17 protein-coding genes and 1 pseudogene are annotated in these 20,530 nt (G+C 66.8%); 12 read left to right on the top strand and 6 right to left on the bottom strand.

Annotated elements, in window-relative coordinates; translation table 11 throughout:
* The 4 genes from brxD to THSYN_RS30780 all read left to right on the top strand — a co-directional run bounded on the left by brxD (position 1) and on the right by THSYN_RS30780 (position 5,402).
* Complete coding sequence (brxD, locus tag THSYN_RS30790; RefSeq protein ID WP_100922883.1) at positions 1-1,311, top strand: BREX system ATP-binding protein BrxD; 1,311 nt, start codon at positions 1-3, stop codon at positions 1,309-1,311.
* A complete protein-coding gene (locus THSYN_RS30785) occupies positions 1,308-3,407 on the top strand; it encodes a DEAD/DEAH box helicase (protein ID WP_100922882.1) in 2,100 nt (699 codons plus the stop codon). Before brxD ends, THSYN_RS30785 begins: the two co-directional genes overlap by 4 nt.
* Before the next feature lie 762 nt (positions 3,408-4,169).
* A complete protein-coding gene (locus THSYN_RS34575; protein WP_157818067.1) occupies positions 4,170-4,340 on the top strand; it encodes a hypothetical protein in 171 nt (56 codons plus the stop codon).
* A gap of 654 nt (positions 4,341-4,994) precedes the next feature.
* Positions 4,995-5,402, top strand: coding sequence for a carotenoid oxygenase family protein (locus tag THSYN_RS30780; protein WP_157818066.1), 408 nt, complete (start codon positions 4,995-4,997; stop codon positions 5,400-5,402).
* Here the strand turns inward: THSYN_RS30780 and THSYN_RS30775 are convergent.
* A complete protein-coding gene (locus THSYN_RS30775) occupies positions 5,334-6,251 on the bottom strand; it encodes a nucleotidyltransferase domain-containing protein (protein ID WP_100922880.1) in 918 nt (305 codons plus the stop codon). The genes THSYN_RS30780 and THSYN_RS30775 overlap by 69 nt on opposite strands.
* Complete coding sequence (locus THSYN_RS30770) at positions 6,244-7,092, bottom strand: tRNA(His) guanylyltransferase Thg1 family protein (protein ID WP_100922879.1); 849 nt, start codon at positions 7,090-7,092, stop codon at positions 6,244-6,246. Before THSYN_RS30770 ends, THSYN_RS30775 begins: the two co-directional genes overlap by 8 nt.
* Before the next feature lie 63 nt (positions 7,093-7,155).
* On the opposite strand from THSYN_RS30770, the gene THSYN_RS30765 reads away from it, so the two are divergent.
* The 5 genes and pseudogenes from THSYN_RS30765 to THSYN_RS30745 all read left to right on the top strand — a co-directional run bounded on the left by THSYN_RS30765 (position 7,156) and on the right by THSYN_RS30745 (position 11,750).
* A complete protein-coding gene (locus THSYN_RS30765) occupies positions 7,156-7,590 on the top strand; it encodes a YqaA family protein (RefSeq protein ID WP_100922878.1) in 435 nt (144 codons plus the stop codon).
* 170 nt (positions 7,591-7,760) lie between these two features.
* Entirely contained in the window at positions 7,761-7,958 is a 198-nt protein-coding gene (locus THSYN_RS30760; protein WP_100922877.1) for a hypothetical protein, read from the top strand.
* On the top strand, positions 7,955-8,827 hold the full coding sequence (locus THSYN_RS30755) for a GNAT family N-acetyltransferase (RefSeq protein ID WP_100922876.1): 873 nt from the start codon (positions 7,955-7,957) through the stop codon (positions 8,825-8,827). Before THSYN_RS30760 ends, THSYN_RS30755 begins: the two co-directional genes overlap by 4 nt.
* Positions 8,827-9,286, top strand: a pseudogene (locus tag THSYN_RS30750) (polysaccharide deacetylase family protein). The gene THSYN_RS30755 and the pseudogene THSYN_RS30750 overlap by 1 nt, the downstream one beginning before the upstream one ends.
* Positions 9,287-9,764: 478 nt before the next feature.
* Positions 9,765-11,750, top strand: a complete 1,986-nt coding sequence (locus tag THSYN_RS30745) for a tetratricopeptide repeat protein (RefSeq protein ID WP_172965409.1) — start codon at positions 9,765-9,767, stop codon at positions 11,748-11,750.
* A 325-nt stretch (positions 11,751-12,075) separates the two neighbouring features.
* Here the strand turns inward: THSYN_RS30745 and THSYN_RS30740 are convergent, their stop codons facing one another.
* The 3 genes from THSYN_RS30740 to THSYN_RS36805 are packed head-to-tail and all read right to left on the bottom strand — an operon-like array spanning position 12,076 to position 13,734.
* On the bottom strand, positions 12,076-12,405 hold the full coding sequence (locus THSYN_RS30740) for a GNAT family N-acetyltransferase (protein ID WP_100922875.1): 330 nt from the start codon (positions 12,403-12,405) through the stop codon (positions 12,076-12,078).
* Complete coding sequence (locus THSYN_RS30735; RefSeq protein WP_100922874.1) at positions 12,389-13,615, bottom strand: hypothetical protein; 1,227 nt, start codon at positions 13,613-13,615, stop codon at positions 12,389-12,391. Before THSYN_RS30735 ends, THSYN_RS30740 begins: the two co-directional genes overlap by 17 nt.
* The gene (locus THSYN_RS36805) at positions 13,612-13,734 is read right to left on the bottom strand and encodes a hypothetical protein (RefSeq protein ID WP_257791272.1); all 123 of its coding nucleotides are present in this window, start codon (positions 13,732-13,734) and stop codon (positions 13,612-13,614) included. Before THSYN_RS36805 ends, THSYN_RS30735 begins: the two co-directional genes overlap by 4 nt.
* 451 nt (positions 13,735-14,185) lie before the next feature.
* Between THSYN_RS36805 and THSYN_RS30730 the strand changes: the two genes are divergently transcribed.
* Both THSYN_RS30730 and THSYN_RS30725 read left to right on the top strand, forming a co-directional pair.
* Complete coding sequence (locus THSYN_RS30730) at positions 14,186-17,278, top strand: DEAD/DEAH box helicase (protein WP_100922969.1); 3,093 nt, start codon at positions 14,186-14,188, stop codon at positions 17,276-17,278.
* Positions 17,279-17,280: 2 nt separating this feature from the next.
* Positions 17,281-18,117 (top strand): SWIM zinc finger family protein, encoded by an 837-nt coding sequence (locus THSYN_RS30725; protein WP_100922873.1) that lies wholly within the window; start codon positions 17,281-17,283, stop codon positions 18,115-18,117.
* Positions 18,118-18,133: 16 nt separating this feature from the next.
* Here the strand turns inward: THSYN_RS30725 and THSYN_RS36800 are convergent, their stop codons facing one another.
* A complete protein-coding gene (locus THSYN_RS36800; protein WP_257791271.1) occupies positions 18,134-18,259 on the bottom strand; it encodes a hypothetical protein in 126 nt (41 codons plus the stop codon).
* 495 nt (positions 18,260-18,754) lie between these two features.
* On the opposite strand from THSYN_RS36800, the gene THSYN_RS30720 reads away from it, so the two are divergent.
* Positions 18,755-20,524, top strand: a complete 1,770-nt coding sequence (locus THSYN_RS30720; RefSeq protein ID WP_100922872.1) for an oleate hydratase — start codon at positions 18,755-18,757, stop codon at positions 20,522-20,524.
* Positions 20,525-20,530 lie beyond the last annotated feature (6 nt).

The raw sequence follows: 20,530 nt of genomic DNA, 5'->3' as shown, positions 1-20,530 counted from the left end.
ATGGTCAGTCAGCACCGACGCGCCGAGATCATTGACGCCCTGCGGCGCGGGACGGTGCCGAAAAACGGCCTGGATGCGCTCGCCGTCGGGATCGAGCGGTTTGCCGCGACACTCGATGAAGAGTTGGACGCGGCGGCCCTCGGGCGCGGCCTCTTCAAGGCGGTGCGCGGGGACTATGGTGCCGGCAAGACCTTCTTCGGCCGCTGGTTGCAGGAGCGCGCCCGCACGCGGCGGCTGGCCACCAGCGAGGTGCAAATCTCCGAAACGCAAACCCCGTTGCACCGGATGGAGACGCTCTACCGCCGCGTGGTGGAGCGGATCAGCACGGCCGACTCGGGCGAAGGCGCCTTCCGGGGCATCATCGACGGCTGGTTTTATGCGCTGGAGCAGGACGTGCTGGGGGACGGCCAGCTCGATGCCCAGGATGGGGAGGGCCTGATCACCGCCACGCAAGCCTTGATGGAGACCCGCCTGGCCGCGGTGACCAAGGTCGCGCCGGCCTTTTCCGCCACCTTGCGCGCCTATCGCCGGGCCTTGCAGGCCGCGGATCATGCCCTGGCGGACGGGCTGATCGCCTGGTTGTCCGGACAACCCAATGTGGCGGCGCCGATTCGCCGGGCCGCCGGGATCAAGGGCGAGATCGATCACTTCGGCGCCGGTAACTTCCTGGCGGGACTGCTCATCATCCTGCGCGATTCCGGTTTTTCCGGGTTGCTGCTGGTGCTCGATGAGGTCGAGACCCTGCAACGCATGCGTGCCGACACCCGGGAAAAGGGTCTCAATGCGCTGCGCCAGTGGATCGACGAGATCGATGCCGGGCGTTTCCCCGGGCTCTATCTGCTCGTGACCGGTACCCCGGCCTTTTTCGACGGCCCCCAGGGCGCGCAACGCCTGGCACCCCTGGCCCAGCGACTGCACACGGACTTTATGACGGACGCGCGCTTCGACAATCCGCGGGCCGTGCAGATCCGCTTACCCGGCTTCGACCTGAAACTGCTGGCCGAGGTCGGGATCAAAGTACGCGATCTCTATGGGTTGGGATGCCAGGCACCGCAGCGGGTGGTGCAGCGGGTCGACGATGACTATATCGCCGCGCTCGCCCAAGCGGTCACCGGCAACCTGGGCGGCCGGGTGGGGGTGGCGCCGCGGGTCTTCCTCAAGAAGCTGGTCGGGGAGGTACTTGACCGGGTTGATCAGTATCCCGATTTCGACCCGCGCGCCCACTATGCCCTGACGATTGCGGACACCGAACTGTCCGCCCAGGAGCGCGCCGGCCGGGCCGCGAGCGGCGTGGACGACATTGAGCTGTGAGCGCCGGCGCATTCGAGCGGCTGCACCCGGCGGTCCAATACCACATCGTCAATTCGCTCGGCTGGCAACAACTGCGCCCCCAGCAACTGGCGGCGATCGCGCCCATCCTGGCGGGCCACCATTGTCTGGTGCTGGCGCCCACCGCGGGCGGTAAGACCGAGGCGGCGCTCCTGCCGGTGCTCTCGCGTATGCTCACGCAGGACTGGGGGGGGCTCAGCGTCCTCTATATCTGCCCGCTGAAGGCCCTGCTCAACGACCTGGAGCACCGCTTGAGCCGTTATGCCGCCCTGGTCGGGCGGCGTGTGCAGGTCTGGCATGGTGATATCAGCCACAGCGCCAAGACGCGGAGCCTGCGCGAGGCGCCGGATATTCTGTTGACGACCCCGGAATCGCTGGAGGGGATGTTGATCTCGCTGCGCGTGGATCGGCCGGCCTGGTTCGGCGCGCTGCGGGTGGCGATCATCGATGAGCTGCACGCCTTCGCCGGGGACGACCGGGGTTGGCACCTGCGCTCGCTCCTGGGACGGCTGGGGACCTTTGCCGCCGGGCCGATCCAGCGGCTCGGGCTGTCGGCGACCATCGGGAATCCCCGGGAACTGCTCGGCTGGTTGACGGCCGGTTGCGTTGGGGCCGCCGCGGGCGTCGTGGTCGGCGAGCCCGCGCCCGCGGGGGAGGCAGAAGTCACCATCGACTTCGTCGGCAACCTCGCGAATGCGGCGACCGTGATCTCCCGGTTGCACCGCGGCGCCAAGCGCCTGGTGTTTTGTGACAGCCGCGCCCGGGTCGAAGAACTGAGCAGCGCCCTGCGGGACTTGGGGGTGCGGACCTTCGTCTCCCACGCCTCGCTGAGCCTGACTGAGCGGCATCACGCGGAACAGGCCTTCGGCCAGGACAGCGACTGCGTCATCGTCGCCACCAGTACCCTGGAGTTGGGCATCGATGTAGGAGATCTCGACTATGTGATCCAGATCGACGCGCCGGCGGCGGTGTCGTCCTTCCTGCAGCGGATGGGGCGCACCGGCAGGCGCCCCGGCAGCCCGCGCAATTGCCTCTTCCTGACGACCACGGACGAGGCCCTGCTGATCGCCGGCGCCCTGGTGTCCCTGTGGCAGGCCGGCTTCGTGGAACCGGTCGAGCCGCCGCCCGAGCCTTGGCATCTGGTGGCGCAACAGGCGATGGCACTGGTGCTGCAAGGGGCCGGCAGGCTGGCCGCGGCGGCCTGTCGGGAGCAGTTGGCGGCCCTGTTCCCGGAGCTTGCGCCGGCGGGTATCGAGGCGGTGACCGAGTTCATGCTGGCCAGCGACATACTGGCGGAGCAAGACGGTCTGCTTGGTTTCGGTCGCCGCGGCGAGCGGCTTTACGGTCGCCGGCATTTTCTCGACCTGCTGTCATCCTTTGCGACCCCCACCCAGGTCGCGGTGCGGCATGGGACCGTCGCGTTGGGCAGCGTCGATCCCTTGTCGCTGCAGAGCGGGAGCGGGGCACCCTGCATCCTGCTGCTCGGCGGGCGCAGTTGGCGGGTGGCAGGCGTGGATTGGCCGCAACGCGTGGTCTGGGTCGAGCCGAGCGGCGAGCAGGGCAAGGCGCGGTGGATGGCCAGTTCCCGGGCCCTGGGTTTTGCGCTCTGTCAGGGGGTCCAGCGTATCCTGTGCGCCGGCGGGGCGGGACTCCCGTTGTCTCGGCGCGCCCAAGCCAGGTTCCAGGACCTGTTGGCAGACCTGCCCCAATTGAACCCGGAGCGCACCAGCATCCAGCACTTGGGTGACGGGGTCTGGCGTTGGTGGACCTTCGCCGGCGGACGCGCCAATGCCACCCTGGCGGCGCTGCTGGGCCCCGGATTCAGTTCCCTGCGCAGCAACGACTTCTATCTGGAGGGGCGAGGTGCATTCGACGGGTCGCAGGTGCGCGGCCTGATGTGCGAGGCCGACGCGATGCACCTGACCCGCCAAATGGCGCGGACCGCACCACTTGCCGTCAAATTTGTCGACGCGTTGCCGCCGTTCGCCATGCTGGCCATGACGGCAGCCCGGGTGCTGGATATGTCGACGGCGAGGGCGGTGGTCGAACAGGGGGGAGACCCAACACCCGGGTTATGAGCCGCGGAGCGGCGCAAGATCGCTTCCTGGCCAGACCATTACAGTACCTACAGCCGGGCCGTGGAGGAGGGCGGGCGCAGGGCCGAGGGCGTGGAGGCGGAAACCCGCCTGCGCGCCCTGGCAGTCGACCTACGTTTGTGGGCCGCCACATCGCGTCGGCGCACAAAAAAGGCGGCTCGCGCCGCCTTGTTCAGTCCCACAGAGCCCATGCTCAGCCGCCGCCAAAGCCGCCCAGGGCGTAGGGCACGAGGGGAACCAGGCAGATGGCGACAGCCATCCACAAGGCGGTGTTGGTCTTGGAGCGCAGGGTCGCGTCACTCATGGCAGTAACCTCAAGTCAGATGGCTGGGCCGTATCTCTGGTTCGTGTAGCAAGCTGGACAATGGGTTGGTGGTCGATCCGGGAGGGAGCATCGGGACCCCGAAGCCTTGTCGCCTGCCTACGGTTTGAACTATAGGTTGCGCCAGCGGAAAGCTGAAATCGTTATTTCCTACCATAACGATCGGATATTGACGAGACCGAACCGGACGTGGCTGTCTTGGCCGTGCCGGATGCAGTCGCAGCCCACCGCGGGCCCTGCGGCGCCCACCCCGGGCGAGGCCGTCACGCACCTGGGCAACCCGGCCTGGAGCGCCCGACCCCCATCTGAGCGTTCGCTGACGATCCCACTCAGCTTGTGTCTACCCGCCCTGCCTTACGCTGTGCCCAAGGTCGCGATCAACCGCGGCCTGGTCACGCCACACAGCGTCAGGAATATCAGCGATGTACACCTACCCACTCCACTGCCGGAACCAGCGTACCACCGCGAAGGCCCGCACCACGCGGCCGTCCCAGGCGGCTTCCCGCCACAGCATCGAGCAAGACCTGAAGGTCTCCGACATGATCGCCCGCGCCATCCGGGACAACGCGTCCCAGCTCTATCGCGGCGCCTGAGCCTGGTGCTGGCCTCGGCCCGTTCACAAGACTGCGCCCGGAGTCGGACACAGCAGGTTTGATGTCGCCCCCGGGTCGGTGCCCGCATGCTGGCCTTGAGCCTGCTGGAGCGCTCCGCCGGTAACCCGGGCAGGTCGATGGGCGCGGAGGTCTTGCTCTTGGTGGTGCCGTAACGCCTTGGCTTCATCACTGGTGCCTTGGATCACGGTCACCGGCATCCCCGCCAGCGCCGTCTCCAGGGCCTGCGTTCAGGTGGCCGCCGTGCGATCGGGCGCGCACTGTTCCAGCAGAATGAAATTCGACACACCTGCCGCAGCGGGTGTCCCTGCGCCAACTGGCCAGCCGCGAGCCCAAGGTGCTCCGCCCGCTCCAAGCGGGTGCGGTGCTTCACCGTGCACCGCCGCTTGCCGGCCAGGCACGGCCGGGTGGCGAACGCCTGGCATCTGGGCTAAAGTCAGTTGCGGCAGGATCTTCGGACATTGTTGACTACCCCGGGTTAGTTTGCACTTCCAAGGGTATGAAAGTTCGGAGGTCCTGCCAACCTCCCCGACACCGATGGCCGAGTTCTGCGCTTGGTCTTGGGCGGAGTTATGATCAAGGCCGCCCGACCGCCCGATCCTGGCCCCGAAGATCGAACGTCTGACCATCGACCCCGTGGCCGGTACCTGCCGCACCCGCCCCCTGGGCCCGCGGATCGCTGAGCTGCCGCGGGTCGCACCGGACGGTGACGGGCCGCGGCGCTACATCTTCAGTCTCGGTGCCCCGCCGTCAGGCCGCGCGCCCTTTCTGACGTGCATCCAGCGGCTGGATACGCAGACTGGTGCGGACCTGGTCCAGGAGTTCCACCCCGACCTCCCGGGCGAGCCCATCCCGGTCCCCCGCGGCAGCGACGAGGCCGCCTGGGTGTTGACCCTGGTCTACCGGGCGACGGCCCGCCGCATGGACCTGGTGATGCTGCGCGGCGCCGACTTGGGTCTCCAGGCGGTCCTGCCCTTACCCCACGCGACCCCGCCCGGGTTTCATGGGACTTGGGTGGAGGCCGCGGTGCTGGGTGGGTCCTGAGCACCGGTCGGGCTCGCTGGGCGCTTCAGTCGCGCTCCCCATCACCGTGTCCCACAGCAACGCGTCCAACCCAGCGACCTCGTTTGCTGCCTGCGGCGGGATCGCGATGCCCTCACCCAAGCGAACTAACTCACGGCCGAGGAAGGCGTCCAACGCGGGGATGGCGGGACCCCGTTCCAATTCCTCTCCGGCGCACTTGCGCCGCACGAGATCGAGGACGGCGGCGCGCACCGCTCCCGTGGGGAGCAGGGCGTCTACCAACTGCGCCAGCTCGACCGGCGGTTGGTCCAGGCCACGCTCAATCCACAGGCAGGCGAGCAGCGGCCGCAGGACGTAGAGGTATTTCTTCAGCCGCACCTCTGGACCCTGCAAATATTCCCGGTGATTGCGCTGGGCCATGTGCAGATAGTGGTGCAGGGCGGCCCGTGGGGAAGCCTGGGTGCCGGCCAGGCGGCGCAGGCGCTCGACCACGCCGGGGGCGGCCCGATAGACGATCGGCGAGTGCAGCCACTCGCGCAGGACCGGGTTCCCCTTGCGCAACAGGCGCAGGGCCTTGCGCAGTTCCCAGCCGTTGATGTCAAGGTCGTCGGCGATCGGCAACTCGATCACATCCCGGCGATCAGCGACCGACAGATACCAACTCGGCGGGTGCACATAGAGAAAGCGCACATCCCAGTCGCTGTCGCGGGAGGCGAAGCCCCAGGCGCGGCTCCCGGATTCGCCGGCGTACAGGATGCGCACCCCGGCACCGTTCCAAGGTTCGGCCTCGATGGCGGCCAGGCGCTGAAGAATGGCCGCGCGGCGATCGTCCGCGGCGGGGGAGGGGGATACATTGGTCGTTTCAGTCATCGTTGCCCTCAGCGCGGGTGCAAGCGCGATCCGCAGCCCGGTCACGGGCGGTCTCGGTACTGGTCCGGTCACTGGTGCCGCGGTGCGCCGGCGCCTCCACGAGGAAGGAGTGGCCTGCCAGCAGGCGACCAAGCGCCCGCTCGTAGTCGTCCTTCCACGGTAACTGTTCGTCGGTGTGCAGTTCCCGCCGCGTGGTCAGGGTCACTTCCCCGGTGAGGGGATTGCGTCCGACCCGCTCGCGTTCGACCCAGTAGACGGCGAAGCCGCGTTTCTGCCAGGTCGGGAGCGCATCGAAGTTGACTCCGTGCCGGAACAGCAACTCATGTTTGTCCGTGCGCGCCATCCCCAGCAGGCGCTGCGCGGTGGCGCGGGCCGACAGGCCCTGGCGGCGCAGTAACCAATAGGCGTGTCCGTTGAGGCAACAGCGCGCGGCGTCGTTCATCCGCCAGCGGAAGTAGTCCACCACCTGTTCGCGCCCCGGCAACACGGACAGCCGGGCGTCGAAGGCGGCCGGCCGGCCCAGGGCGAGGGAGAAGGCCGCGCTGGCCTCACCGGCGAGGATGGAGATCCACTTGCGGGGCTTGCGGCCGAAGGTCATCTCCTGCGCATGCAACAGCAGCGAGATCTCGTCGCTTTCGCTGTAGGCGAGGAGGACGTTGAAGCCGCAGGTCATCAGGTGCCGACAGGCGGCGGCCATCAGGTCGCGAAAGCCGGGGTCGAAGGGCGCCTCGAACTGACAAACCTCCTTGGTCAAGCGGGTGAAACCACGGCCGTCGAGGCGGGCCACGATCTGGAATCCCGGCGGGACCTGGTGGTCCAGGGCCGCCTCGAACTGGCGCATACGCGCCTCCAGGTCGGTGATGCCCTATCCTCACACAAGTCTCCCAGGGATAACCAACTTCTAATGTCCTCGGCTTATGTGGGGCTCTTTCTTGCGGCCTTCGGGGCTGCCACCCTGCTACCGTTGCAATCTGAAGCGGTCATGGTTGGGCTGTTGCTGCTGCGGGACCATCCGCTTTGGGCGCTCGTGACGGTGGCGAGTGTCGGTAATGTACTGGGCTCGGTGGTGAACTGGCTGCTCGGGCGCGCGCTCGCGCGGGGGCGCGCCAGGACCTGGTTGCCGGTGGGCGCGCAGCGGTTGGCGGCAGCACGGCGCGGCTACCGGCGATACGGTCGGTGGTCATTGCTGCTCAGTTGGATGCCGGTCATCGGCGACCCGTTGACGCTGATGGCCGGCGTGCTGGGCGAACCGCTGTGGCGCTTCGTGCTGATCGTGTCGTTGGCGAAGGTGGGACGCTACGTGGTGATCGCCGCCGTCACGTTGGGCATCGTTGCGTAGCGCAGTATCCAATCCCGACCCCGGCCCCGGCCCCGGCCCCTGCCAGCGAGCGTCAGGCCCTGGAGAGCGCTGGCGGTGCCCCCAGATAACCCTGGCATGGGCATCCAACGACAGGAGCATCCGAAATTGAGCGGCAACCATTCTCTTAGGAATCGCCAGGGGGCTCCGTCATGAAATCTGAAGATCTGCGATCCATCCAGGCGCCACTGAAAGAGCGCTATCGCGACACCCCCGCGGCCGCGCTGATGACGCTGCGGGCGCACGGGCGCATCGGCGAAGATATCAGCTGCAAGATCGATACGGGTCAGGCACTTCGCATTGCCGGGTTGCATCCCACGACCGCTATTTGCGCGAGCGCCTCACTATGACCCATGGGCTTGTGATCCGAAGCATGACCCGTTCCGAGGTGGACGCGCTCGTCGACTGGGCCGCGCAGGAGGGCTGGAATCCCGGCTTGCACGATGCCGAGCTGTTCTGGGCCACCGACCCCGCCGCCTTCATCGCCGCGGAGCTCGACGGCGGGTTGATTGGCGGCGGCGCCATCACCTCGTACGACGGCGAATTCGGCTTCATGGGCTTCTTTATCGTCCAGCCGGCATTTCGCGGCAAAGGTCTCGGCAATGCCATCTGGCATGCTCGCCGGGAGCGCCTGCTCGCACGGCTGCGCCCGGGAGCGAGCATCGGCATGGATGGGGTCTTCGCCATGCAGGACTATTACGCCAAGGGCGGCTTCGTCTTCGCTCATCGCGACATCCGTTTCCGCGCCGAGATTCCGGACTCGCCGGCACCCCTGGTGGCTGGCAACGAAGCGATTGTCCCGCTCGCCGAGGTTCCTTTCGAACAGCTCCTGGCGTACGACCGCACCTGCTTCCCCGCCCCGCGGCCGGCGTTCTTGAGCGGGTGGATCGCCCAATCTGACGGCCTTGCCTTAGGCTGCCGGCGTGCTGGGAAACTGAGCGGCTATGGCGTGGTTCGCCGCTGTCGGGAAGGCTGCAAGATCGGCCCCTTGTTCGCTGACGACGCCCAAGCAGCGATGGCCCTCTACGCACACCTGGCCGTGTTCGCCGTCGGCGGCCCGCTGTTCCTCGACACGCCGCAGAACAACCCCGCCGCGCTTGCGCTCGCGCACCACCACCAGATGATCGAGGTCTTCGGCTGCGCCCGGATGTATCTGGGTCCGCCACCGAACCTGGCGCACCAGCGCATCTTCGGCGTCACGACCTTCGAGCTGGGTTGATGTCGGAGCGCGACCTCGTCGGTTACGGCAGTTGCCCACCCCATCCGCGCTGGCCGAACGATGCGCGCGTCGCGGTGCAATTCGTGCTCAATATCGAGGAAGGCGCGGAGTCCAGCATTCTCAAACGACGACCTACCCTATTGGCTCGCTGGATCGCCCGCACAACTGGTAATTCCGTACACGCTGGTCAACAACGATGCCTGCTACCTGCTGCCGAACGGGGTTGCCTCCGGGGACGACTTCTTGCGTCGGCTCAAAGATGGCTTTGACCTGCTGTGGCAGGAAGGCGCGCGGTGCCCAAAGATGATGAGCGTCGGGCTGCATGCTCGTATCAGCGGTCACCCGGCCCGCGCGCTGGCGCTGGCGCGCTTTCTCGATTACGTCCAGCACCACGCCGCGGTGTGGATCTGCCGACGCGAAGAGATTGCCAGGCACTGGATGGCCGAGCATCCCGCCTGATCTGGCCCAGTCTGGCGAGCTACCCGGGCAGCGGCAGGGCGACGATGGGGGGCATCGACGCCCTGCGCCGCACCGGACAGGGTCGAACTGATTCAGCATAGGGGGCCCACGCGGGTGCCACACCATTCGCCCCATGAGCCGGATTCTTTACCAAAGGCATCCCGGCTTCCCAGGATCGATCTCGACCTGAGCACATGACCATCGACGGCGTAAACTGCACTGGCCGAGCGCCTGCGCGCGCCTCCTCGGCGGGGTTGCATTCCCTGTCACTGGTCATTGCTTTTGTCGCTGCACTCAGCGGATGGCCAGCCTGGTGGGTCACCGATGCGTCGGCGGCTGACGCCGCGTTACCTACTGGCTGTCCGTTGGGTAAGGTCGATGCCACCGATGAGGCTCTTACGCGGCGTTTGCCGTCGCCGAACGTCCGCCCGCGTTACAGTAGGGGGCTCTACAACACCAGACCATAGGAGTAACCGCGGTGTCGAAACAGCCCTCCAATACCCGCCAGACGAAGGGCGGGCTGCCCGCGCCGGCCCAAATCAAGGCCGTGGAGCGCCTGCTGGGTGCCCGGGACTATCCGCGGGCCATCGCGCGCGCCCGCACCCTGGTGCAGCACTTCCCCGATCATGGCGGCGCCAACCGGCTGCTGCTGGATGCCCTGGACCAGGGCGAGAGTCGGGCTGCGGCCACCCTGGCCGCCTACCAGTGGGCAGAACGCCGGCCCCGGAGCGTGCGCGCCCTGGAGGCGCTCTTCCAGTTGGCGATCGAGGGCCATCACCTCCTGTTGGCTTACCGGGTCGCGGACCGGCTGCGGGAGTTGGGCGCCCTGACTGGGGCCTCCCACATGAACCTTGAGGGCCTGGCCGAGATGCTGCAGCAGCCCGACGGGAGCGCGGCGACCCGCGCACAGGCGGAGCAGTTCGACATCGGCCAGTTGCACCTGAATGTCCATGACTTCGCGGGCGCGGCGCGGGTGCTCGATGGTGTCGCCATCACCTCGGCCCGCAACAATCGGGGGTTCGCCCTTTTTCATGTGGGCCGCATTGAGGAGGCGCTGACCGCCTTTCTGGACGCCTGGCAGCACGACGCCGGCAACCTCTTCGCCCTCGACTGGGCGCTGCGGCTACGGCTGTATCTGGGCGACGAGACCGGCGCCAGGGGCCTGGCTGTCCCCTTGGTCCAGGCCCAGGCGCGGCGTGCCGAGGATGCCTACGGCCAGGTCGCCGGCCTGCTGCTGATCCATGAGGACCAAGCCGCCTGGGATGCCTTTGAGCGTGCGGGCCAGGCGGTTTGGGCCGCTGGCGAAACCGGTCCGCTGTGGGCCGAACGGCTCCAACAGGGAGGTGGGGCGGCCAGTCGGCTTGGCGACGCCGAACAGGCGCGGGCGCTGTGGAGGCAGGCCCTGGCGCAGCGCCCGGGGCTCACGACCGCCGCGGAGAATCTGGCCGCCCTGCAACGGGATGGCGCGCCCCCGGCCTATCCGGCCCTGTTCGAGTGGAGCCACATGCTCCCCGTCGGTTGGGTACATCGACTGCACGCGGCGGGCGCTACGCACCTGAATGCCCGGCTCGATGAGCTGACTGCCAGCGACGCCTATCTGGAGACGATCTACCTGGCTGGCGACGCGAGCCTACGGACCTTCGCCGCGCAACTGTTGAAGCATCGGTTGAAGCGCGAGTCCGTGGCCCAGCCCCCCGCGGGCGGTCAGCCCGAACGGCACGCGGCCGCCATCGTCCGGGACCTGGCGCGTGTGCCGGTCGGTACTGTCCAAGAGCGCCGCGGGTTGCTGCACGCCCTGCGCGAGGCCGGTCTGAGCGGGGCCGACGAGACCCTCTGCTACTGGGACGGCAAGGCATTGAGCGAGGTCAAGCTCATCGCGACCGAGATCTATCGCGCGCCGGTCCTACCCGATCTGCCGGAGGACCTCCAGCTACTGCTCGAACAATCCCGCACCCTGATGCGCGACGGCGATCTCGTCGCCGCCGAGGCGCGACTCCAAGCCATTCTGCGGCGCGTCCCAGACTATCAAATCGCGCTGGGTAATCTGGCGGCGATCCGCGCCCGTCAGGGTCGCGACAGCGAGTACCGGGAGCTCTTGCATCGGGTGATCGCGGCCCATCCCGACTATCTCTTTGCGCGCTGCAACCTGGCTGGCCTCCTGATCGAGGACGGGGAGCTGGAGGCGGCCAAGGAGTTGCTGGATGGCCTCGCGCTACGCTCGCGGCTTCACATCCAGGAGGCCTTTGCCCTCTACGGTGCCATGGCCATGTTGAACCGCGCCCAGGGCGCCGACGCGTCTGCCGACACCTTAATGGCCAGCCTGGAGCAGATGGTCGAAACCGATGATGATCAGCGCCTGCTCGCCGTGGCCAAGGCGCGCGTGGCACGCGCCACCGCCGGGGGGCGTTTGCTGGAGACCTTCAGGTCCTTGTTGCCGGCCTCCAAAAGGTCAGGCAGGGTGTAGCGGGAGTACGGCGGCCCTGGGCGGTACGTTCGGATGCCAATCCGTTCGACGTGAAGCCGTGGAGATGCCAACGCTAGCCGGCCTCCAGGACGGCCGGACTGTCATCGATGGCCGTCAGGACAGACGCAACAGCGGCCGGCACGCTTGACCCAACCGACGATAAAGCAGGGGAGGGCGCCGCCGTTTCGCTGCGGTTGCCGGCCACCGCCGACACGAGGTGCGGCAAAACGTTAGCCGACCCGGCTAACCCGCTGGTCAGGCGGGGGGCGCGCCGCGTTGGGCACAGGCTATCCACAGAAGCGGCCACAGCGGATATGGACAGCCTTCAGGTTCTCCCGGGGCGGCCGAGCCGCGGGCTGTCACGGATCAACGCGCTGCCGATACCACGGCGCTGCTGTGCTGGCCAGACCGAAGCCGGCCCGAGGCGATACCAACCGTCGTCACGACCATCTACCGTGACCGGGGAGAACGCGACCCGCCCGACCACCGCCCCTTCGATCGTAGCCTCCAGCGACAGCGTCAAGGCGCCGGCCGCGTGTAACGTGCGCACGATAAGGTGTCCGGTCTGCTGGCTGAACGGGTGGTCCCGGAACGCCGCGCGCGTGACGGCCTCGATCGACCCAAGGTCCGCCGGCCGCTCAGCGCGGATGGCCATCTGTCTGGAACCGCCGTTTCAACTGTTCACTGACGAAGGCATAGGTATCCCGGCTGTTGATCAAGGTACGCACGAACCCTTGTGTGTCCTCCAGGCGACCGACGGTCCCGGCCGCCTGCAAGGCGAATTCGGTCGCCTGCCAGACCTCCCCGGAGGTGATCTCGTAGAAGTGCCCGCGTGCCATCCAGCGCAGGGCGGCGGTGGCCGCTGCCAGCGCAAACGCTGGGTCGCTCGCGAGGTGATCGCGGGCCGCGCGGATGAGGGTCGCGATATCCACCGGCGAGCGGCCGGCCAACTCGGCGGCCAGGTCAAGAAACCCGCCCGACTTGGCCGCGGCAAACCACTTGCCTTCCTCCCCGGGCGTGCCGCCGATCAGGTCATCGAGGATCCCGCGCGGGTCCTTTTGCGGGTATTTCTTTTTCAACGCCCGGAAGGTAGCCAGATGGGTCCCGCCTGGGTTGGCCGCCAGCGCATAGCGGCGGTAGGCCTCGTCCGAGCGCCCGGCGGCGAGCAGGATCTCCTCGCAGGCACGCGCGATGACGACGGGGCTATCGTTTGAACCCCGCGAGGCCTCGGCGTAGCGGATCGCCGCGTCCGTCTGCCCCATGGCGGTCAGTGCGCGCACGCCATAGCGTCGGTCGTGCCACCATAGAAAGGGGGCGGTGTCGATCAGGTCCAGCAACTCCTGGTGACGCCCGGCCGCCAGCAGGCAGGACAGACAGGCCGGGGTGCCGCGAAAATAGGCCCCATGCGGCTCGCTCCAACTGCGTTGCACCAGCACGCGCAGTTCATCGGCCGCCTGGGACGCGCGCGCCGGGGTCCCGCAGAGTTCACCCCAGCGCTCGCTGACTTCCGTAAGGAAATCCACCCCGTCCTCCTGCACCGCCGTCCACAGGCGCGTGAGCCACTCCTCGCGCAGGTCCGCGTCGGCCGGGGCCGCGATGAGGAGATCGAGCAGCGCGTGCACCGTCTTGCCGACCGCGCTACCCAAGGCCCCGGAGGAACTGTCGATCTGCTCCAGTGCCGGCCATAGCTTCTCCATCAGAATGATCGCCCCATCGGCCGCCACCAGCGGGTCCTGCCGGCTGACCGCCTTGACCTCCGACACCGCCTCCTTCAGGCGTTGGGCGGCCAGGCTGGAACCGCGCCAACTGAAGCCGCGGGCGCGCAACCGTGGGCGAAAGGCCCAGGGGTAACTGGGGCGCTTCATCTGGTCAGGGTGCCGATGACGGCGACCGCCGGCAGGCACTCGCCCGGTTCGAGGCGGTTCGGCGCGACCGCGAGCGGCCGGTCGATGATGGTCTGGCAAGCGGTTGGAATCGTGCTCATGCTCAACAAGGATGGTGGGCTGTGGAGTGGGCGAGGCGGGCGGATCGCGTTGGCCGCAGGTCAGGCGCAGTTTAGCGCGGAATCTTGGTGCTTCCGCCGCGGACGCCGTGGTCGGTTACCCGGTGCTCGACCGCCGCATCCCGAGATGATGGGGTGTCGCGTAACGACATGAAGACCGATTCAGGTCTCGGTGTCACGGCGCACAGCCCGCCTCTGCCAGGCCCTGCAGGTAGTGTCAATGGCCACCACAGTCTCCAGCGCTCAAATCCGGCATGGCGGCAGACAGGGTCCGGTTTCAGGTACGATGGGCTCATCCCAAGAACGATCAGCCCCGGGCCTCCTGCGTGCACCACGACTGCGACCCGCATCCGAGCGATTCCTCTCATTTGTTGCGGTCGGTGACGGACATCCAACGATGGCGTGGCGCCCGCGCGATCGGGTGTCCGGTGCAATGAAGGTCCTCCACGCCTTCTGGCTGCCCGAGCCCGGCGACACCTTCGTTCAGGCGGGCGCGTTACGCCTGTGGGTGGAAGTGCCGCAGCGGCAGCCCACCAGCCGCACCGCGGCCATCTCGCCACATCCCTTTCAACTGCCCAGAGACGACTGGCCCGCGCTCTTGGACCTGTTGGGCGCGCCGCACGCGGCCATCGAGACCTACCCCGTGCAACTGCCGAGCGTCGCGGATGCCCCCTTGCCGTCGCCGCAATTGGCGAAGTATTGGGCTGACGACCTGCTGGAAGCCCAGGCCGTTCTCCACCCCTGGGCCCTGGACTGCTACCCTCTGGTCAACCCGGTCAAACAGTTGAGCGACATGCATTTCCTCGCCTTGCACCAGGCCGGGGAGGTCCAGCCCGGCAGTGACTTCCTGTTCTGGTATTGGTTCACCCAGGGGCTCAAGCGGCTCCTCGTGCGGGATCAGTACCTGCCGGCGCTGGTGTACCGCCAACCGCCGACCCCCAAGGGCAAGCGCAAGCAACCGCCCGATGAGGTCTATGGGGCCTGGCAGTGGGCCCCGGAACCCTTTGATCAGTTGCTCGCCCAGGCCAGCGCGTGTATGCCGCCCGTCTGCGCCGCCGGCGTGGATGGGCTGGCGCAAGGCGAGACGCTGCTGCGTCACTGTGCCGAGGTGTTGCTCGATGGGCTGGTGCGCCAGACCCCCTGGCCAGCGGTGCTCACCAAGAAGACTGACCGCACCCTGTTGGCGGCCTGTCTGGCCCCGGCGCCGGCACTCTGGAAGGCGCCCGGCACGGGCCTGGAGCCTTACCGTCAATGGCAGGGCTGGCGCGCCCGCATCACCGGCACCGCCCAGGACGCGGCCTGCACTCTGGGTTTCCAACTTCTGGAACCGCCGGACGGCGGTCAGGACACCTGGGCCTTGCAGTTCGTCGTGGTCCCGCGGGATGATCCGTCGCAGCGCCTGGCGCTGGCCGACTACTGGTCCGAACCGGCCGCGGGGCGAGCGCGGCTGCGGCGCCAAGTGGGCCAGGACTTTGAACGGCACCTTTTGCTCAGCCTGGGCCTGGCCGCGCGGGTCTATCCCACCCTTTGGGCCGGACTGGAGACGGCCGAACCACAGTCGGTGGCGCTGGACCTCGACGCGGCCTTCGGGTTTCTCAAGGAGATGGCCTGGGTGCTGGAGGACGCCGGCTTCAAGGTCATCGTCCCGGCCTGGTGGACGCCGCAGGGGCGGCGGCGGCTCAAGATTCGGCTGCGCTCCGCCCCGCGCAAGTCCACCAGCCGCGCGGCGGCCGGCACCAGCGGTCTCAACCTCGACAACCTGATCCAGTACCGCTACCAACTCGCCATCGGCGACCAGGAGGTCACCGCCGACGAGTGGCGGCACCTGGTCGAGACCAAGGCGCCCCTGGTGCAGTTCCGTGGGCAATGGGTCGAACTCGACCGCGACAAGATGCAGGAGATGCTCGCCTTCTGGCACCAGCACGGCCAGGAGATGCCGGAGCTGCGGGTCCAGGACCTCTTGCAACGGACCGCCGAGGACGACAGCTTCGAGGTCGACCACGACGATGCCCTGGCCGCACTGCTGGAGCAACTGCACGACCCCAGCCGCCTGGAGCCGATCGCCGATCTGCCCGGGCTCAAGGCCGAGTTGCGCGACTACCAGCGGCGCGGCGTCGCCTGGCTCCACTATCTGGAGCGTCTGGGGCTCAACGGCTGCTTGGCCGACGACATGGGCCTGGGCAAGACCATGCAGGTCATCGCCCGCCTGGTCATGGAACGCGACGGCGCGGACCAGCCCCCGCCGACCCTGCTCGTCGCCCCCACCTCGGTAATCGGCAACTGGCAGAAGGAGATCGCGCGCTTTGCCCCGCAGTTGTCGACCCTGATCCATCACGGCCCGGACCGGGAGCGGGACGCGGCGGCCTTTGGTACCCGCGCCGCGCCGCACGCGATGGTCATCACCTCCTATGCCTTGGTGCGCAAGGATCAGAAGCTGCTCGCCGCCATCGACTGGCATCGCGTGGTCCTGGACGAGGCGCAGAACATCAAGAACCCCCAGGCCGAACAGAGCAAGGCGGTGTTCAAGCTCCCGGCCCGCCACCGGCTCGCCCTCACCGGCACCCCGGTGGAAAACCGCCTGACCGACCTGTGGTCGATCTTCAACTTCGTACACCCCGGCTACCTGGACACCCAGGCGCGCTTTCGCAAGCGCTTCGAGATCCCGGTGCAGCGCGACCACGACCCGGTGCAGACGGCAACCCTCAAGCGCCTGGTCGCGCCCTTCATCCTGCGCCGGGTCAAGACCGACAAGGCGATCATCGCGGACCTGCCAGACAAGGTCGAGGCGCTGCAATACTGCCATCTGAGCAAGGAACAGGCGGCGCTCTACGAGGGCGTGGTGCGCGAGGTGGAGCGCCAATTGGACGAGAAGGAGGGCATCGAGCGCCAGGGCCTGATGCTCTCCACCCTGATGAGGCTCAAGCAGGTCTGCAATCACCCGGCGCAGTTCCTCCAGGACGGCAGCGCCTTCACCCCGGCGCGCTCGCACAAGCTGGAGCGTCTTGCGGAGATGCTCGAGGAGGTCATGGCCGCCGGTGACAGCGCGCTCATCTTCTCCCAGTTCACCGAGATCGGTGCCCAGCTCGATCACCTGCTGCGGCACGACCTGCACTACCAGACCTATTACCTGCATGGCGGCACCGCGCGCACCAAGCGCGAGGCCATGATCGCCGAGTTCCAGGACCCGCGCACCGAGCCGGCGGTCTTTATCCTGTCGCTCAAGGCCGGCGGGGTGGGCATCACTCTGACCAAGGCCAGCCACGTCTTCCATTTCGACCGCTGGTGGAACCCGGCGGTCGAGGATCAGGCCAGCGACCGGGCCTTCCGTATCGGCCAGGAGAAGAACGTCTTCGTCCACAAGTTCGTGACCCTGGGCACCCTGGAGGAGCGCATCAACGAGATGATCGAGGGCAAGAAGGCCCTGGCCGGGGCCATCGTCGGCAACGACGAGTCGTGGCTGGCGCAGTTGGACAACGAGCGCTTCAAGGCGCTGATTCGTCTCAACCGTGACGCGGTGGGGGACTGAGCATGGCCAGTCCCGGTAAGACCTGGTGGGGACAACGCTTCCTGGCGGCTCTGGAAGGCTTCACCGACAGCGGCCGTCTGGCCCGCGGTCGCGCCTATGGCAGCGACAGCCGCATCCTGAAATTTGCCATCGCCGACGCCGTGGTGACGGCCACGGTGCGCGGCAACATCAATCCCTATTACGGGGTCTACAAGGAGCCGCGCTACACCACCAAGATCCAGATGACCCCCATCCCGGCGCCGGATTGGCAGAAGGCCATCGCCTATCTGGGGGGCCGCGCCGGGCTCGTCTGCAAGCTGCTGTTGAACGAGATGCCGGACACCATCGAGGCGGCCTTTGCCGACGTCAAACTCCCGCTGCTGCCGCGTGACCGCAAAGATTTCCGGCTGACCAACTGCTCCTGTCCGGACCACGCCAATCCCTGCAAACACATTGCCGGGGTCTATTACCGCCTCGCCGCCCAACTCGACCACGACCCCTTTCTCCTGTTCGAGCTGCGCGGCCTGTCGCGCGCGGCCCTGCGCGAAGCACTGAGCCGTACCCCTTTGGGCGAGGCCCTGGCTGGCGTGGTGGACGATCACGCCCTGCCCCTGGTCGCCGCCGATAGCTACTACACCCGGCCGCTGCCCGCGCCCGCGCCCCCGGATTATCGCTCCTTCTGGCAGGGTGGCCGACGCCTGCCGACTGAGATCGAACCGGCCACCCCGGCCGCCGTGCCGGGCATTCTGGTCAAAAAGGCCGGGGATTTTCCCCCATTCTGGGATCGGGAGGGCTCGTTCGTCGCGGTCATGGAGGAGGTCTATCTGCGCGTGCGCTCGAAGAATAAGGACTCGCTGTAGCCCCTCGTCGTAGACCTCAGGCGCGTCGGGCGTCGGCGCGCTTCGTGGTGATGCCGAAGTCGGCGCGCACGCTGGGCTTGGACTTGCAGCGCCGAGGAACCAGGGGCGCCATCATTCCTGTTGCCGGGAGTTGGCTATCCATTCACCTGTCTTGGGCCATCGCGTTTGCGTGGGGCGGTGACTCGGATCGCCTCGCCCCGCGGAATCGCTCGTCCCACATCACCCGATTGGCGCCATGGCGCTGTCGTGAAACCAACACACATACCTGTCTTTCGCTTGTATCTCGACGCTTTCACAACCCTATGTTCTGTAACGCACAGACCAGCCGGGCGGAGAGGGTGTCTGCTTGCGATTTACGGACGCGCGATGTCCGACCGCGCCTACTCGGCCACTGGGGCACGACGCCGGGGCTGAGCTTCATCTCCCGATGTAGCGAAGGCAGTGGAATTTTACCGCGAGGTTATGGGTTGGTATGTAATCTCTGTCAACTCTAAACCTTCAAAGATAAAGCGAGGAAAAAGAGAGACAAATTTACTGTTAGAGGGAAAAAAGAGTCCCATCCAGGTCATCATATCATGACCGGGCAAAAACCGACCGGCGTGTCCAGCCCCGTTAGGCAAAGAAAAAGGAGAGATCTATGTACTACAGCAAAGGCAACTACGAAGCCTTCGCCCGCCCGCGCAAACCCAAGGGCGCAGAGAACAAAACGGCCTGGTTTGTCGGCTCGGGTCTGGCTGCACTGGCGGGCGCAGCCTTCCTGATCCGCGACGGGCAGATGCCTGGCAACACAATCAACATCCTGGAGCAGGAACAGTTGCCCGGTGGTGCGCTGGACGGCATCAAGGAGCCGCAAAGAGGCTTCGTGATTCGCGGCGGGCGCGAGATGGAAGACCACTTCGAATGCCTGTGGGACCTGTTTCGATCAATCCCGTCGCTGGAGATCGAGGGCGCCAGCGTACTCGACGAGTTCTATTGGCTCGACAAGGACGATCCGAACTTCTCTTTGCAGCGTGCCACCGTGAACCGAGGCGAGGACGCGCAGACCGCCGGCCTGTTCACGCTCAGCGAGCAGGCGCAGAAGGAGATCGTCAAGCTCTTCCTGGCCACTCGCGAAGAGATGGAGAACAAGCGCATCAACGAGGTATTCGGGAAGGAATTGCTGAGCAGCAATTTCTGGCTGTACTGGCGCACGATGTTTGCCTTCGAGGAGTGGCACTCGGCGCTGGAGATGAAGCTATACCTGCACCGTTTCATCCACCAGATCCGCGGTATGCCGGACTTCTCCACGCTGAAATTCACCAAGTACAACCAGTACGAGTCGCTGGTGCTGCCGCTGGTCAAGTGGCTGCTGGATCATGGCGTGGTGTTCCATTACGGAACCGAGGTGACCGATGTCGATTTCGACATCGCATCCAGACGCAAACAGGCTACCCGCATTCACTGGCGTAGGGACGCTGTCGAAGACGGCGTCGATCTTGGCCCCGACGACCTGGTGTTCATGACCATCGGTTCGCTCACCGAGAACTCCGCCAACGGTGACCACCACACACCGGCAAATCTCAATGTAGGACCTGCGCCGGCATGGGATCTTTGGCGGCGCATCGCCGCAAAGGATCCGGCGTTCGGCCGCCCGGACGTGTTCGGCTCGCACATCCCCGAGACCAAATGGGAGTCGGCCACCGTCACGACGCTCGATGAGCGCATCCCAAAGTACATCCAGAAGATCGCCAAGCGTGATCCGTTCAGCGGCAAGGTGGTGACTGGCGGCATTGTGACCGCGAAGGACTCATCCTGGCTGCTCAGTTGGACGGTCAACCGGCAGCCGCACTTCAAGCAGCAGCCCAAGGGACAGATCGTGGTTTGGGTCTACGCGCTGTTCGTCGAGCAACCCGGCGATTACGTGAAGAAGCCCATGCAGGACTGCTGCGGCGAGGAGATCACCCAGGAATGGCTCTACCACCTGGGCGTGCCGGTCGAGGACATCCCCGAACTGGCCGCAACGGGTGCGATTACCGTGCCGGTCATGATGCCGTACGTGACCGCCTTCTACATGCCACGTCAGGCCGGCGATCGCCCGGATGTGGTGCCCGCGGGCGCTGTCAACTTCGCCTTTATTGGGCAGTTCGCGGAATCCAAGGAGCGCGACTGCATCTTCACCACCGAGTACTCCGTACGAACGCCGATGGAGGCTGTTTACACACTGCTCGACGTCGAGCGCGGCGTGCCGGAGGTATTCAACTCCACCTACGACATTCGTATGCTCCTGTCCGCGATCGGCCGCCTGCGCGACGGCAAGGAGATCGATATTCCGGGTCCTGTGTTCCTGCGCAATCTGCTGATGAAAAAGCTCGACGAAACCCAGATCGGCGCACTGTTGCGCGAGTACGGTCTTGTCGGGGCCGATTAACCGGCT

The sequence above is a fragment of the Candidatus Thiodictyon syntrophicum genome (assembly GCF_002813775.1).
Lineage (GTDB): Bacteria > Pseudomonadota > Gammaproteobacteria > Chromatiales > Chromatiaceae > Thiodictyon > Thiodictyon syntrophicum.
This window is presented reverse-complemented; position numbering and strand designations above follow the sequence as displayed.